Consider the following 13,790-nt stretch of genomic DNA (forward strand, 5'->3'; position numbering starts at 1 on the left):
GCAGGCGGCTCAATCCAGCTTGATGCCGCTGGTCTGGATGACCTGGCCCCACTTGGCGCGCTCGGCGGCGGCGTAGTCGGCCATCTGCCGTGGCGTGCCGGGAATGGACTCCAGCCCCAGGGTCTGCAGGCGGGCCTTGATGGCGGTCGAGCCCAGGGCGCCGAGCAAGGCGCTGTTGAGCTTGGCGATCACCTCGGGCGGCGTGCCCGCCGGGGCCACCAGGCCCTGCCAGGCGTAGGCCTCGAAGCCCTTGAGCCCCTGCTCCTGCAGCGTGGGGATGGTTTCGAAATTGGGCACCCGTCGCGGGCTGGCCACGCCGATCGGGCGCAGCTTGCCGGCGGCAATGAACTGGTAGCCGCTGGCCGTGTCAACAAACATGAACGGCACCTGGCCGGCCACCACGTCCTGCACCGCCGGGGCAGCGCCGCGGTAGGGCACATGGGTGAGCTGCAGGCCCGCCTGGGCCCGGAACAGCTCGGTGGCCAGGTGGTGCGGGCTGCCGGCGCCCGGGGTGGCGTAGTTGGCGCCGTTCTGGGCCTTGGCCCAGGCCTTGAACTCGGCCAGGGTCTTGACCGGCACCTGGGGATTGACCACCAGGATCATCGGAAAGCGCACCGTCAGGCCGATGGGGGCGAAGTCTTTTTCGGCGTTGTAGGCCAGCTTGGTGTACAGAAAGGGGTTGGCTGCCAGGGTGGCCGTGTCGGCCGACAGCAGCACGTGGCCGTCGGCCTTGGCATGGGCCACGTACTCGGCCCCGATGTTGGTGGCCGCGCCGGGCTTGTTGTTGATGATGATGGGCTGCCCCAGCGCCTTGCCCATGGCCTCGGCCAGGGTGCGGGCCACCACGTCGGTGCCGCCACCAGCCGGATAAGGCACCACCCACTCGATGGGCTTGGAGGGATAGGGGTCGGCCGCCAGTGCGGGCGTGGCCGGGGCGGCCACGCCGGCCAGGGCCAGAAGCAGCCAGGCGCGTCGGCGCAGGGTTGGGTGGGGCAGGTGCATGGTCAGTCTCTTGTGTGGGTGGGGAAAGCTGGGTCTTGCCGTTCGCGCCCACGGCGTTCTGCCCTGGATCAAACGACAGGCTGAAATTTAAGCCATTTAGTTGCGTGTGCAACTAGGTGATTGCCCTGATGGTTGCGAGCACAACTTGAATCGTGATGCTCAACCGACCAGATCGCCCAAAAGACCGCTCCTCTTCGTTAACTACAAAACCGCATAAGAACCATTGTTCTTATTCGTTCACGTTTGGATCGGGGGTTTTCAGAATCAAGGCCAGTCACCAAAACAACCCAACCCCCATTCGATCGGAGCCTCCACCATGTCCAGCCGCCGCTCTTTCTTCCGCGTTCCCCTGCTCGCCGCCGCCGTGCTGGCCGCGGGCACCCTGACGGCCCTGCCGGCCGCCGCCCAGACCGTGAACCTGCTCAATGTGTCCTACGACCCGACGCGCGAGTTGTATGTGGAGTACAACGCCACCTTCGCCAAGTACTGGAAGGCCAAGGCCGGCCAGGACGTGTCGGTCAAGCAGTCGCATGGTGGCTCGGGCAAGCAGGCCCGCTCGGTGATCGACGGCATCGATGCCGACGTGGTCACGCTGGGCCTGGGCGGCGACGTGGATGCCGTGGCCAACCACGGTGGTCTGATCGCCAAGGACTGGGTCAAGCGCCTGCCGCACAACAGCTCGCCCTACACCTCGACCATCGTGTTCCTGGTGCGCAAGGGCAACCCCAAGGGCATCAAGGATTGGGACGACCTGATCAAACCCGGCGTGGCCGTGATCACCCCCAACCCCAAGACCTCGGGCGGCGCCCGCTGGAACTACCTGGCCGCCTGGGAATACGCCAAGCGCCAGTACGGCGGCGACGCCAAGGCCAAGGAATTCGTCGGCAAGCTCTACAAGAACGTGCCGGTGCTGGACACCGGCGCCCGCGGCTCGACCATCACCTTTGTGCAACGCGGCGTGGGCGACGTGCTGCTGGCCTGGGAGAACGAAGCCTTCCTGGCGCTGAAGGAGTTCGGTGCCGAGAAGTTCCAGATCGTGGCCCCCTCGATCAGCATCCTGGCCGAGCCCTCGGTGGCCGTGGTCGACAAGAACGTCGACAAAAAGGGCACCCGCAAGGTGGCCGAGGCCTACCTGAGCTACCTGTACTCCGAAGAAGGCCAGGACATCGCGGGCCGCAACTTCTACCGCCCCACCGATGCCAAGGCCAAGGCCAAGTACGCCTCTCAGTTCCCGCCGCTCAAGCTGTTCACCATCGACGAGGCCTTTGGCGGCTGGACTGCGGCCGACAAGGCCCACTTTGCTGACGGCGGCTCGTTCGACCAGATCTATTCACCGCGCTGAGCTGACGACACACCAGCGCACTCCCCTTTGCATGTCCCTTTGCTTCTGACTTCCAACCACTGAAAGAGATCCACCATGTCCATCCAAGCCATCAACGTCCGCAACCAGTTCAAGGGCAAGGTCCGCGAAATCATCCGCGGTGATGTCGTGTCCGAAATCGACGTTGAAACCCCCTGGGGCATCGTCACCTCCGTCATCACCACCCGCTCGGTCGACGACCTGGGCCTGACCCTCGGCTCCGAGGTCGTGGCCCTGGTGAAGTCGACCGAAGTGTCGATCGCCAAGCTCTGATCTCCGGCCTGCGCTGACAAGTAGAAAGCCACCCCGTCATGAGCCCATCCCCTCGCCAAATGCACCTGGGGGCCTTCCTGTTCGGGGTGGGCCACCATCTGGCGGCCTGGCGCCATCCGGACGTCGATCCGGCCGGTGCCGCCAGCCTGGCGCATTACCAAAACCTGGCCCGTCAAGCCGAGGCCGCCAAGTTCGACGCCATCTTCTGCGCCGACAACGTGGGCCTGTCCGATGCGCCCGCCCACCTGCTGGCGCGCAACGCCCTGCCCTACATGCTGGAGCCGCTGCAACTGCTGACGGCCCTGGCCGGCGCCACCGAGCGCATCGGCCTGGTGGCCACGGTCTCGACCAGCTACCTGCCGCCCTACCACCTGGCGCGCAAATTCGCCACCCTGGACCGCCTCAGCGAAGGCCGTTCGGGCTGGAACCTGGTCACCTCGGGCTCCGATTTCGAAGCCCGCAACTTCGGCCTGGACCAGCAGGCCGACCACGCCAGCCGCTACCAGCGCGCCCATGAATACGTGAAAGTGGCCCAAGGCCTGTGGGACAGCTGGGAGGACGACGCCTTCCGCTTCGACGCCCAGGCCGGCCAATTCTTCGACCCAGCCAAGCTGCACCGCGTGCGCCACGAGGGCACGCACTACTCGGTGCATGGGGCCCTGCAGACGCCGCGCCCCATCCAGGGCTACCCGGTGATGGTCCAGGCCGGCTCGTCGGAAGACGGCCAGAACCTGGCCGCCGAAACCGCTGAGCTGGTCTTCACCGCCCAACAGACCGTGGAGGAGGCCCGCGCCTTCTACCAGGGCCTCAAGGCCCGGCTGCCAGCCTTCGGACGCACTCCGGATGCCCTGAAGATCCTGCCCGGCGTGTCGACCTTCGTGGGCCGCAGCGAGGCCGAGGCACAAGACAAGTACGAAGCCCTGCAGTCGCTGATCGACCCAGCACAAGGCCTGGGCCTGCTGTCGGCCTTCCTGGGCGGTGTGGACCTGTCAGGCTATCCGCTGGACGGCCCGCTGCCCGCGCTGCCACGCACCGAGGGCTGGCAAAGCCGGCAAGACCTGTTCAGCGCCATGGCCCGGCGCGAGAACCTGAGCCTGCGCCAGCTCTATCAGAAGGTGATCTCGGCCCGCGGCCACTGGACCCTGGTGGGCACGCCCGTGCAGATCGCCGATCAGCTGGAGCACTGGTTCCAGACCGGCGCCGCCGATGGCTTCAACGTGATGGGCCCCACCCTGCCCCACGGCCTGAGCGACTTCATCGAAGGGGTGCTGCCCGAGCTGCGCCGCCGCGGCCTGTTCCGCACCGACTACACCGGCCGCACCCTGCGCGAGCACCTGGGCCTGCCCCGGCCGGCGCACCCGGCGGCCCTGGCTCGCCAGGCTGCTGCAGCCCCCCAGAACGCGGCCCTGGCCGAGGCCAGCCCGGCCTGAAGCCCCCCGGCCCCGCCGATCGCGCCCCTGGCCCGGCCAGAGGCGCCCAACCCAGAGCCCCGAACCATGTCCGCCACGCTTGCCCCCCACTTTGCTGCTGCTGCCACAGAACCGGCGCAGTCCTTCGACATCCGCCCCCTGGCCGGCCCGCTGGGCGCCGAGGTCATCGGCCTGGACCTGTCGCGCCCGGTTAACACCGAGGATTTCCGCCGCATCCACCAGGCCCACCTCGACCACCATGTACTGGTGTTCCGCGACCAGGCCACTCTGACGCCTGAACAGCATGTGGCCTTCAGCGGGCGCTTCGGCCCGCTGCAGATCCATGTGCTCAACACCTTCGCCCTGCCGGGCCACCCCGAGGTGCTGATCGTCTCCAACATCCTCGAAAACGGCAAACCCATCGGCCTGGGGGATGCTGGCGTGTTCTGGCACTCCGACCTGTCTTACAAGGAAAAGCCCAGCCTGGGCTCGCTGCTGCATGTGCACGAGCTGCCCGCCGAAGGCGGCGACACCCTGTTCGCCAACCAGCACCTGGCCTGGGACAGCCTGAGCGCCGAGCTGAAGAAGACCCTCGCCCCCCTGAAGGCCGAGCACCACTACCTGGCCCGCTATGCCGAGCTGCAAGCGCGCAGCCCCTGGCGCCCCAACCTGAGCCCCGAGCAGGTGGCCCAGGTCAGGCCCGTGGCCCAACCCGTGGTGCGCACCCACCCCGAATCCGGGCGCAAGGCGCTGTTTGTCAGCGAGCACTTCACCACCCGCATCCTGGGTGTGCCCGAAGACGAAAGCCGCGCCTTGCTGGCCGAGCTGTTTGCCCACAGCGTGCAGCCGCAGTTCCAGTACCGCCATCGGTGGCAGCCGCACGACCTGGTGTTCTGGGACAACCGCTCGGTGCTGCACCTGGCCGCCGGCACCCCGGACCACCTGCGCCGCAAGCTTTACCGCGTGACCATCGAAGGCGATGTTGCCTTCTGACGCCCCCCAGCCCATCCTCGCCATGAAACAAACACTCTCCCGTCGCCTGGCCCTGCGTGCCGCCGCCCTGGCCAGCAGCACTGCCCTCCTAATGAGCAGTCTGGCCCCCTTGCAGGCCCAGGCCGCCGAAGGCCAGCTGCGCATTGCCGAGCAATTCGGCATCGTCTACCTGCTGCTCAACGTCGCGCAAGACCAGAAGCTGATCGAAAAGCACGGCAAGGCTGCCGGCATCGACATCCAGGTCGAGTTCATCAAGCTGTCGGGCGGCGCCGCCGTCAACGATGCCCTGCTGTCGGGCTCGATCGAGGTGGCCGGTGCCGGCGTCGGCCCACTGTTCACGCTGTGGGACCGCACCCGCGGCAAACAGAACGTGCGCGGCGTGGCCTCGCTGGGCAACTTTCCGTACTACCTGGTCACCAACAACCCCAAGGTCAACAGCATCGCCGACTTCACCGGCCTGGACCGCATCGCCCTGCCGGCGGTGGGCGTGTCGGTGCAGTCGCGCATCCTGCAGATGGCCGCGGCCAAGAAATGGGGCGACGCCGAATTCGACCGCCTCGACAAGCTCAGCGTGGCCCTGCCCCACCCCGAGGCGGCCGCAGCCATCCTCAAGGGCGGCACCGAGATCACCGCCCACTTCGGCAACCCGCCCTTCCAGGAGCAGGAGCTGGCCGGCAACCCCCAGGCCCGCGTGCTGCTCAAAAGCTACGACGTGCAAGGCGGCCCTTCATCGGCCACCGTGCTGTACGCCACCGAGAAGTTCTACAAGGACAGCCCCAAGACCTATCAGGCCCTGGTCGCCGCGCTGGACGAAGCCGCCCAGTTCATCACCGCCAACCCCGACAAGGCGGCCGACATCTACCTCAAGGTCACACACGCCAAAACCGACCGCGATCTGTTGCTGAAAATCATCCGCAACCCCGAGGTGCAGTTCAAGACCGCGCCGCAAAACACCCTGGGCCTGGGCCAGTTCATGCACCGGGTCGGCGCGATCAAGAACAAGCCGGCCACGGTGAAGGACTACTTCTTCGACGGCAGCCCAGCCCAGTCGGGCAGTTGAGGCCAGGTTCGCCATGGCCAGCCAAGCTTCTCCACTGCACCCCGTACCCCTGTTGCAGCTCGACGGCGTCAGCCTCGACTACCGCAGCCCGCAACGCGTGGTGCGCGCCACCCACCGCATCAGCCTGGACGTGCACCAGGGCGACCGCTTCGTGCTGCTGGGAGCCTCGGGCTGCGGCAAGTCCAGCCTGCTCAAGGCGATTGCCGGGTTCATCCCGCCCAGCGAGGGTGAGATCCGACTGAAAGGTCAGCCCGTGCGCGGCCCGGGCCCCGACCGCATGGTGGTGTTCCAGGAGTTCGACCAGCTGCCGCCCTGGAAGACCGTGCTGGCCAATGTGATGTTCCCCTTGCTGGCCTCACGCCGTCTGGGCCGGGCCGAGGCGCGCGAACGTGCCCTCGACGTGCTCGACAAGGTGGGCCTGGCCGCCTTTGCCCAGGCCTACCCACACCAGCTCTCGGGTGGCATGAAGCAGCGCGTGGCGATTGCCCGTGCCCTGGCCATGCAGCCCCAGGTGCTGCTGATGGACGAGCCCTTCGCCGCCCTCGACGCCCTGACCCGGCGCAAGATGCAGGAAGAACTGCTGGCCCTGTGGGAGGCGCTGCGTTTCACCCTGGTGTTTGTCACCCACTCCATCGAAGAGGCCCTGGTGGTGGGCAACCGCATCGGCCTGCTGTCACCCCACCCGGGCCGGGTGCGCGCCGAAATCAACAGCCACGAATGGGACCTGCACAGCGCCGGCAGCCCAAGCTTCCAGGCCGCGGCCCAACGCATCCACCACCTGTTGTTCGAAGAGAGCCCGCCCAAGGCCGCCCCGTCAAACAGCCATCCGGCCACCCCCTGGAGAAACGCCGCATGAGCGCCTCACCGACCTCATGGCCGACACCGCCGGTGCGCCCCGAATACGAACGCACCCTGCCCCCGCTGGACGACATTCCGCTGGCGCACCCCCTGCCACTGGCCAGCCGCGCCTGGCAACAGCCCGGCCTGCGCCGTGGCCTGATCCTGCTCTTGCTGGCCGGGCTGTGGGAACTGCTGGCCCGCTGGCAAGACAACGACCTGCTGCTGCCCACCTTTGGCGCCACCGCCCGCGCCCTGGCCGACGGCCTGCTCAGCGGCGAGCTGCTGCAGCGCACCCAGATCTCGCTCGCGGTGCTGCTCAAGGGCTACCTGGCGGGCATGGCCCTGGCCCTGGGCCTGACCACCCTGGCCGTGTCCACCCAATTCGGGCGCGATCTGCTGGCCACCCTGACCGCCATGTTCAACCCCCTGCCCGCCATCGCCCTGCTGCCGCTGGCCCTGCTGTGGTTCGGCCTGGGCCAGGGCAGCCTGGTGTTCGTGCTGATCCACTCGGTGCTGTGGCCACTGGCCCTCAACACCTACGCCGGCTTTCAGGCCGTGCCCGAGACCTTGCGCATGGCCGGCCGCAACTACGGCCTGACCGGCATCCGCTACGTGCTGCAGATCCTGATCCCGGCCGCCCTGCCGGCCATCCTGTCGGGCCTCAAGATCGGCTGGGCCTTTGCCTGGCGCACCCTGATCGCGGCCGAGCTGGTCTTCGGCGCCACCTCGGGCAAGGGCGGCCTGGGCTGGTACATCTTCCAGAACCGCAACGAGCTCTACACCGACAAGGTCTTCGCCGGCCTGGCCCTGGTCATCGTCATCGGCCTGGGGGTCGAAAGCCTGGTGTTCTCCAACCTGGAGCGGGTCACCGTGCGGCGCTGGGGGGTGCAGCGCTGACCCAGCGCACACAGTCCGACACCGCTAAGACATTTCCCTCATTAGAAAGAGAGAAATCATTCGTTTGAGTATTGAAAGCCCTTTCTTAGAGTGCTTGTCAGCCGCCGAATCCCCGCGACGCGGCCTCGATAAGACCCAGAAAGGCTTTCAAGATGTCTGTTGCCACCCCTGTCGAAAACACCCTTCCCGAAGCCCTGAAAGCGGCACGTGCCGCGGCGGCGGCGGCCGGCCTGCCCTATGCGGGTGGGGTCACGCCCCAACAGGCCTGGGCCCTGTTTGAAGCCGGCGACGCCGCCCTGGTGGACGTGCGTTCGACCGAAGAGCGCAAGTTTGTCGGCCATGTGCCGGGCAGCCTGCACGTGGCCTGGGCCACCGGTACCGCGCTGACGCGCAACCCCCGCTTCACCCGCGAGTTGGAGGCCAAGGTGCCCAAGCACGCCCCGGTGCTGCTGCTGTGCCGCAGCGGCAAGCGCTCGGCACTGGCGGCCGAAGCCGCGGCCAAGGCGGGCTTCACGGCCGTCTTCAATGTGCTTGAAGGGTTTGAAGGCGAGATCGATGCCGCCCAGCACCGCGGCGGCAGCGATGGCTGGCGCTTCCGCGGCCTGCCCTGGGTGCAGGACTGAGCCCGCCCCCTTTTCTTTTCTTGCCCTGAGCGCGCTCCCCCATGACCTTGCATGCCCTGCCCCTGCCCCACACGACGGACGCGCCTGAAGTGCGCCCGTCCCCCTTTGACGTGCACCAGGTGGTGCGCGAGTTGGCCGAGGCGCGACGGCGCTGGCGCGAATCGCAGCAGCGCTCCAACGAGCCCGGCGGCCGCGAGCTGCCCTCGCGTGAAGCGCTGACCCACATCCTGGACCTGCTGCGCGGCGCCCTGTTCCCGATGCGCCTGGGCCCCCCCGACCTGCGCCAGGAGGGCGAGGATTTCTATGTGGGCCACACGCTGGACACCGTCCTGCAATCGCTGCTGGCCCAGGTGCAACTGGAGTTGCGCTACGCCCACAAGCACCAGCCCTTGGTCGAGGCGGCCACGCTGGACCTGCGTGCCGAACGGATCGTGCGCGACTTTGCCCACTCGTTGCCGCAGCTGCGTGAGCTGCTCGACAGCGATGTGCTGGCCGCCTACGCGGGCGACCCGGCCGCACGCAGCGTGGACGAGGTGCTGCTGTGCTACCCCGGCATCCAGGCCATGATCCACCACCGCGTGGCGCATCGGCTTTACGAGCTGGGTGTGCCACTGCTGGCGCGCATCGTGGCCGAGCTGGCGCACAGCGAGACCGGCATCGACATCCACCCCGGCGCCCGCATCGGGCCGGGCTTCTTCATCGATCACGGCACGGGCGTGGTAATTGGCGAGACGGCGGTCATCGGCGAGCGCGTGCGCATCTACCAGGCCGTCACGCTGGGGGCCAAGAGCTTTCCCACCGATGAGCAGGGCAACCCCCAGAAAGGCCTGCCGCGCCACCCCATCGTCGAAGACGAGGTGGTGATCTACGCTGGCGCCACCGTGCTGGGCCGCGTCACCCTGGGCCGCGGCGCCAGCGTCGGGGGCAATGTGTGGCTGACGCACGACCTGGCACCGGGCACGCACATCACCCAGGCCCGCTCGCAACATGCGCCCGCCGGAGCGGCGTCATGAGCGCCCGCCTGCCCGAGCTGTTCGGCCTCGCCGTGCGCCAGCAACGCGAGCGCCTGGGCTGGTCACAGGAGCGACTGGCCGAGAGCGCCGACCTCAACCGCAGCTATGTGGGCGAGCTGGAGCGCGGCCAGGCCGTGCCCTCGCTGATCACGCTCGACAAGCTGGCCCGTGCGCTGGGGCAAAGCCCCAGCAACCTGCTGGCACAGACCGAACGCCTGTCGCAACAACGGCTGATCAACGGTCTGCGCTTGACGGCTATAGCCTGTTGAACGCCGCTCCGCCCCGCCAGACACTGCCCGCTGACCTTTTTTCTCTTTTCAACCACTGCGGAGTCTTCCATGTCGGAACACCAAAACGCCCAGGCAGCCCTCAGCGACAGCGCTGCACGGCAACTGGCCAATGCCACCAAGACCGTTCCGGTCCTGTCCACCATCAGCCCCCGCTGGCTGACGCACCTGCTGCAATGGGTGCCTGTCGAAGCCGGCATCTACCGACTCAACAAGGTCAAGAACCCCGAAGACGTGCTGGTGGCCTGCGCCAAGCGCGATGAATCGGAACTGCCGCAGACCTTCGTCGACTACGAAGACGCCCCGCGCGAGTACTTCCTGAACGCGGTCTCCACCGTGCTTGACGTGCACACCCGCGTCAGCGACCTCTACAGCAGCCCGCACGACCAGATCAAGGAGCAGCTGCGCCTGACGATCGAGACGATCAAGGAAAAGCAGGAAAGCGAACTGATCAGCAACCCCGACTACGGTCTGCTGGCCAATGTCGCGCCCTCGCAGATCATCTACCCTCTGACCGGCGCCCCCACCCCGGACGATCTCGACGAGCTGATCACCAAGGTCTGGAAAGAGCCCGCCTTCTTCCTGACCCACCCGCTGGCCATCGCCGCCTTCGGCCGCGAATGCACCCGCCGTGGCGTGCCGCCGCCGACGGTGAGCCTGTTCGGCTCGCAGTTCCTGACCTGGCGCGGCATCCCGCTGATCCCCAGCGACAAGGTACCGGTGGCCGACGGCAAGACCAAGATCCTGCTGCTGCGCGTGGGCGACAAGCGCCAGGGCGTGGTCGGCGTCTACCAGCCCGGCCTGGCCGGCGAGCAAAGCCCGGGCCTGTCGGTGCGCTTCATGGGCATCAACCGCAGCGCCATCGCCAGCTACCTGATCAGCCTGTACTGCTCGCTGGTGGTGCAGTCGGAAGACGCCCTGGCGGTTCTGGAAGACGTTGAGATCGGCAAGTTCCATGACTACCCTGACACCTACAAGTGAGCTCGCACTGCCGGGCGGCTCGGCGCCGCCGGGCCTGCCTGATGTGGCGACGCTGACGCGCCTGGCCGGCGAGTTCTTCTCGGCCCTGCCCGGTGGGCTGCCCAAGCCCGCGCCGCCGCAGGCCCTGGGGGGCGTGCCGGCACCGGCCAATGTGCTGCCCGGCGGCAGCTCCACCGGCCCGCTGACGCAAGGCCCCCAATTGCCCGGCACGCTGGCGCCAGGGGCCAATGTGGCGCCCAACAACCCGCAAAGCGTGCTGTCGCTGGGGGCCTCCGCGCCCTCGCTGCAGCCGCATGCGGCCGCGCCCAACGGCCTGCCCGACAGCGCCGTGGTGGCCGCGCCAGCGCTGGACAGCCGCCTGGGCGGCCAGGCGTTGGGCGTGCCCCAGGTGGCTGCGGCGCCGAGTGCCCAGCCCCATTCGACGCCCTCCACGCCGTACTACTTCCTCGGCGAAGCCAGTGGCTACCCGAGCACCGGCCCGGCGGCGGCCGCCCCGCGGGACGACCGCGTGAGCGCCCAGTCCTTCGGCCTGCCCGGGGCCGACGAGCTGCGCGCCCTGCTGAGCAGCAAGGGCCCAGCGGGGTCCCAGGCCACCTCTGCGGCGGGCCCGGGCTCCAGCTACTACTTCGTGCCCAGCGCGGGCGACAGCGTGGCCGGCCCGAGCGCTGCCCTGCCCCACCAGCAGGCCGCACAACGGCCGGAGGGGCTGGACGTGAACGCGGTGCGCCGCGACTTCCCGATCCTGCAGGAGCGCGTCAATGGCAAACAGCTGGTGTGGTTCGACAACGCCGCCACCACGCACAAGCCGCAGTCGGTGATCGACCGCCTGGCCTACTTCTACGCCCACGAGAACTCCAACATCCACCGGGCCGCGCATGAGTTGGCCGCCCGCGCCACCGACGCGTACGAAAGTGCGCGCGAAAAGGTGCGTGCCTTCATCGGCGCCCAGTCGGTGAACGAGGTGATCTTTGTGCGCGGCGCCACCGAGGCCATCAACCTGGTGGCCAAGACCTGGGGCGTGCAGAACGTGGGCGAAGGCGACGAGATCATCGTCTCCCACCTGGAGCACCACGCCAACATCGTGCCCTGGCAACAGCTGGCGGCGCAAAAAGGCGCACGCATCCGCGTGATCCCGGTGGACGACACCGGCCAGGTGTTGCTCGACGAGTACCGCAAGCTGCTGAACCCGCGCACCAAGATCGTGGCCGTGACCCAGGTCTCGAACGCGCTGGGCACGGTGGTGCCGGTGCGCGAGATCGTGGCCATGGCCCACGCGGCCGGGGCCCGCGCCCTGGTGGACGGGGCCCAGTCGGTCAGCCACCTGCGCGTCAATGTGCAGGAGATCGGGGCCGATTTCTTTGTGTTCTCCGGGCACAAGATCTTTGGCCCCACCGGCATTGGCGTGGTCTACGGCCGGCGCGAGTTGCTCGACACCATGCCGCCCTGGCAAGGGGGCGGCAACATGATCGCCGACGTGACCTTTGAGCGCACGGTGTTCCAGCCGCCGCCCAACAAGTTCGAGGCCGGCACCGGCAACATCGCTGACGCGGTGGGCCTGGGTGCCGCCCTCGACTATGTGCAGCGCATCGGCCTGGACAACATCGCGCGCTACGAGCACGACCTGCTGGCCTATGCCACCCACCTGCTGGCCCCTCTCCCCGGGGTGCGCCTGATCGGCACCGCGGCCGACAAGGCCAGCGTGCTGTCCTTTGTGCTCAAGGGCTACACCACCGAAGAGGTGGGCCGGGCCCTGAACGAAGAAGGCATTGCCGTGCGCTCGGGCCACCACTGTGCCCAGCCCATCCTGCGCCGCTTTGGCGTGGAGGCCACGGTGCGGCCCTCGCTGGCGTTCTACAACACCTGTGAAGAGGTGGACCGCTTCATCGCGGTGGTGCGGCGCCTGAGCAGCGGCCGCGGCTGATACCAAGCCGCCCAAGACAAAGCCGACCCGGACAGACGCCCGGGTCGGCTTTTTTTCATGGGGCCAGGGGCCGCAGCCCCGGGCGTCAGACCTTGAACAGCTTGTCGAAGCGGCGGTCCCACAGCGGGGCCACCTCGGCCGGGCCGTCCAGCACGCCCAGCTTCTGGAAGGTGTCGGCCACTTCCTGGTGCCCCTTCACCACACTGTCCGACACCGCACGCAGATCGAAATCGGTGCTGCGGTTGTTCCACAGCTCGATCAGGTCGCCCACCGGGATGCGGGTCTCTTCAGAGATCACACGCGCGTACTCCAGGTAGTTCTGGTTGGCCCACAGGTAGGCGCGGCGCAGGCGCAGCAGGTAGTCACTGATGGCGGCCTGGGTGGCAGGCTGGCTGATCGACTTGGGGTTGGCGTAGATGGGGAAGTTGCCCGTCAGGTAGCCCACCCCGGTCTTGAGCACCCGCGCCCCGTACTTGAGGCGGGCGATCTGGCCGTTGTAGCCATAGATGGCCCAGGCATCGAGGTCGCCCCGGTCAAAGGCCGACAGGCCGTCTGCCGGGCTCAGGTTGATGGCCTGGATGTCCGAGAAGCTCAGGCCGGCCTCGGCCAGCTGCTTGCTCAGAAAGTAGTGCGCGGTGGTGGCACGCACATAACCCACCCGCTTGCCCTTGAGGTCGGCGATGCTGCGGATGGCGGTGTCCTTGCGGGCCAGCGTGACCTGGTTGTTCAGGTCTTCGCGCACCACGGCCACAAAGCGCACCTGCGCCTTCTGGCGCGCCGCGAACAGCGCCGGGATCTCGCTGCCCGAGCCCAGGTCCAACGCGTCGCCGTTCAGGGCCTCGATGTGCAGCACGCCGTTGTTCAGCTCGCGCCATTCGATCTTGTAAGGGGTGTCGGTCAGCTTGGCCGCCACCAGCAGGGCCCGCCAATTGCCCTTGTAGGTGCCGATGCGCAAGGTCACCTTGGAGAGTTCGGCCGGGTCCACCGCTGGGGCCGGACCGGCGGCCTGGGCCAGGCCGGCTTGCAGCCAGGCGGGTGCGGTGAGGGCGGCACCCAGCAGGTGGCGGCGGGAAAGCGAAGCGTCGATTTTGTTCATGGTTTGGGAGTGGGGAAAAAGAACGGTAAGGCGGG

14 protein-coding genes are annotated in these 13,790 nt (G+C 67.9%); 12 read left to right on the forward strand and 2 right to left on the reverse strand.

The window, feature by feature from the left end; genetic code table 11:
* Window positions 1-9: 9 nt before the first annotated feature.
* Window positions 10-1,002: a Bug family tripartite tricarboxylate transporter substrate binding protein gene (locus AC3WUT_RS25545; RefSeq protein WP_492349872.1), complete on the reverse strand. Its 993-nt coding sequence runs from the start codon at window positions 1,000-1,002 to the stop codon at window positions 10-12.
* 316 nt (window positions 1,003-1,318) lie between these two features.
* On the opposite strand from AC3WUT_RS25545, the gene AC3WUT_RS25550 reads away from it, so the two are divergent.
* The 12 genes from AC3WUT_RS25550 to AC3WUT_RS25605 all read left to right on the forward strand — a co-directional run bounded on the left by AC3WUT_RS25550 (window position 1,319) and on the right by AC3WUT_RS25605 (window position 12,659).
* The gene (locus AC3WUT_RS25550) at window positions 1,319-2,344 is read left to right on the forward strand and encodes a sulfate ABC transporter substrate-binding protein (RefSeq protein WP_492349873.1); all 1,026 of its coding nucleotides are present in this window, start codon (window positions 1,319-1,321) and stop codon (window positions 2,342-2,344) included.
* 75 nt (window positions 2,345-2,419) lie between these two features.
* Complete coding sequence (locus tag AC3WUT_RS25555; protein WP_492349874.1) at window positions 2,420-2,635, forward strand: TOBE domain-containing protein; 216 nt, start codon at window positions 2,420-2,422, stop codon at window positions 2,633-2,635.
* Window positions 2,636-2,673: 38 nt separating this feature from the next.
* Window positions 2,674-4,065 (forward strand): LLM class flavin-dependent oxidoreductase, encoded by a 1,392-nt coding sequence (locus AC3WUT_RS25560; protein ID WP_492349875.1) that lies wholly within the window; start codon window positions 2,674-2,676, stop codon window positions 4,063-4,065.
* 66 nt (window positions 4,066-4,131) lie between these two features.
* The gene (locus AC3WUT_RS25565; RefSeq protein WP_492349876.1) at window positions 4,132-5,037 is read left to right on the forward strand and encodes a TauD/TfdA dioxygenase family protein; all 906 of its coding nucleotides are present in this window, start codon (window positions 4,132-4,134) and stop codon (window positions 5,035-5,037) included.
* A gap of 22 nt (window positions 5,038-5,059) precedes the next feature.
* On the forward strand, window positions 5,060-6,097 hold the full coding sequence (locus AC3WUT_RS25570; RefSeq protein ID WP_492349877.1) for an ABC transporter substrate-binding protein: 1,038 nt from the start codon (window positions 5,060-5,062) through the stop codon (window positions 6,095-6,097).
* Between the two features lie 13 nt (window positions 6,098-6,110).
* Window positions 6,111-6,953: an ABC transporter ATP-binding protein gene (locus AC3WUT_RS25575; protein WP_492349878.1), complete on the forward strand. Its 843-nt coding sequence runs from the start codon at window positions 6,111-6,113 to the stop codon at window positions 6,951-6,953.
* Complete coding sequence (locus AC3WUT_RS25580) at window positions 6,950-7,834, forward strand: ABC transporter permease (protein WP_492349879.1); 885 nt, start codon at window positions 6,950-6,952, stop codon at window positions 7,832-7,834. Before AC3WUT_RS25575 ends, AC3WUT_RS25580 begins: the two co-directional genes overlap by 4 nt.
* Before the next feature lie 152 nt (window positions 7,835-7,986).
* Window positions 7,987-8,457 carry a rhodanese-like domain-containing protein gene (locus AC3WUT_RS25585; protein ID WP_492349880.1) on the forward strand — a complete coding sequence of 157 codons (471 nt, stop codon included), beginning with the start codon at window positions 7,987-7,989 and terminating at the stop codon, window positions 8,455-8,457.
* Between the two features lie 41 nt (window positions 8,458-8,498).
* On the forward strand, window positions 8,499-9,470 hold the full coding sequence (gene epsC, locus AC3WUT_RS25590) for a serine O-acetyltransferase EpsC (protein ID WP_492349881.1): 972 nt from the start codon (window positions 8,499-8,501) through the stop codon (window positions 9,468-9,470).
* Window positions 9,467-9,739, forward strand: coding sequence for a helix-turn-helix domain-containing protein (locus AC3WUT_RS25595; RefSeq protein WP_492349882.1), 273 nt, complete (start codon window positions 9,467-9,469; stop codon window positions 9,737-9,739). Before epsC ends, AC3WUT_RS25595 begins: the two co-directional genes overlap by 4 nt.
* Before the next feature lie 69 nt (window positions 9,740-9,808).
* Complete coding sequence (locus AC3WUT_RS25600; protein ID WP_492349883.1) at window positions 9,809-10,738, forward strand: family 2A encapsulin nanocompartment shell protein; 930 nt, start codon at window positions 9,809-9,811, stop codon at window positions 10,736-10,738.
* Window positions 10,713-12,659 (forward strand): family 2A encapsulin nanocompartment cargo protein cysteine desulfurase, encoded by a 1,947-nt coding sequence (locus tag AC3WUT_RS25605; RefSeq protein ID WP_492349884.1) that lies wholly within the window; start codon window positions 10,713-10,715, stop codon window positions 12,657-12,659. Before AC3WUT_RS25600 ends, AC3WUT_RS25605 begins: the two co-directional genes overlap by 26 nt.
* A gap of 85 nt (window positions 12,660-12,744) precedes the next feature.
* Here the strand turns inward: AC3WUT_RS25605 and AC3WUT_RS25610 are convergent, their stop codons facing one another.
* A complete protein-coding gene (locus AC3WUT_RS25610; protein WP_492349885.1) occupies window positions 12,745-13,755 on the reverse strand; it encodes an ABC transporter substrate-binding protein in 1,011 nt (336 codons plus the stop codon).
* Window positions 13,756-13,790 lie beyond the last annotated feature (35 nt).

The organism is Curvibacter sp. EU05-FHT14A10, assembly GCF_058791075.1.

What these genes read in the sequence shown, in the direction of transcription:
- AC3WUT_RS25610 (WP_492349885.1), bottom strand. Translation starts at nt 13,755, where the DNA reads ATGAACAAAATCGACGCTTCGCTTTCCCGCCGCCACCTGCTGGGTGCC.
- AC3WUT_RS25555 (WP_492349874.1), top strand. Translation starts at nt 2,420, where the DNA reads ATGTCCATCCAAGCCATCAACGTCCGCAACCAGTTCAAGGGCAAGGTC.
- epsC (WP_492349881.1), top strand. Translation starts at nt 8,499, where the DNA reads ATGACCTTGCATGCCCTGCCCCTGCCCCACACGACGGACGCGCCTGAA.
- AC3WUT_RS25580 (WP_492349879.1), top strand. Translation starts at nt 6,950, where the DNA reads ATGAGCGCCTCACCGACCTCATGGCCGACACCGCCGGTGCGCCCCGAA.
- AC3WUT_RS25585 (WP_492349880.1), top strand. Translation starts at nt 7,987, where the DNA reads ATGTCTGTTGCCACCCCTGTCGAAAACACCCTTCCCGAAGCCCTGAAA.
- AC3WUT_RS25575 (WP_492349878.1), top strand. Translation starts at nt 6,111, where the DNA reads ATGGCCAGCCAAGCTTCTCCACTGCACCCCGTACCCCTGTTGCAGCTC.
- AC3WUT_RS25550 (WP_492349873.1), top strand. Translation starts at nt 1,319, where the DNA reads ATGTCCAGCCGCCGCTCTTTCTTCCGCGTTCCCCTGCTCGCCGCCGCC.
- AC3WUT_RS25565 (WP_492349876.1), top strand. Translation starts at nt 4,132, where the DNA reads ATGTCCGCCACGCTTGCCCCCCACTTTGCTGCTGCTGCCACAGAACCG.
- AC3WUT_RS25600 (WP_492349883.1), top strand. Translation starts at nt 9,809, where the DNA reads ATGTCGGAACACCAAAACGCCCAGGCAGCCCTCAGCGACAGCGCTGCA.
- AC3WUT_RS25570 (WP_492349877.1), top strand. Translation starts at nt 5,060, where the DNA reads ATGAAACAAACACTCTCCCGTCGCCTGGCCCTGCGTGCCGCCGCCCTG.
- AC3WUT_RS25560 (WP_492349875.1), top strand. Translation starts at nt 2,674, where the DNA reads ATGAGCCCATCCCCTCGCCAAATGCACCTGGGGGCCTTCCTGTTCGGG.
- AC3WUT_RS25605 (WP_492349884.1), top strand. Translation starts at nt 10,713, where the DNA reads ATGACTACCCTGACACCTACAAGTGAGCTCGCACTGCCGGGCGGCTCG.
- AC3WUT_RS25545 (WP_492349872.1), bottom strand. Translation starts at nt 1,002, where the DNA reads ATGCACCTGCCCCACCCAACCCTGCGCCGACGCGCCTGGCTGCTTCTG.
- AC3WUT_RS25595 (WP_492349882.1), top strand. Translation starts at nt 9,467, where the DNA reads ATGAGCGCCCGCCTGCCCGAGCTGTTCGGCCTCGCCGTGCGCCAGCAA.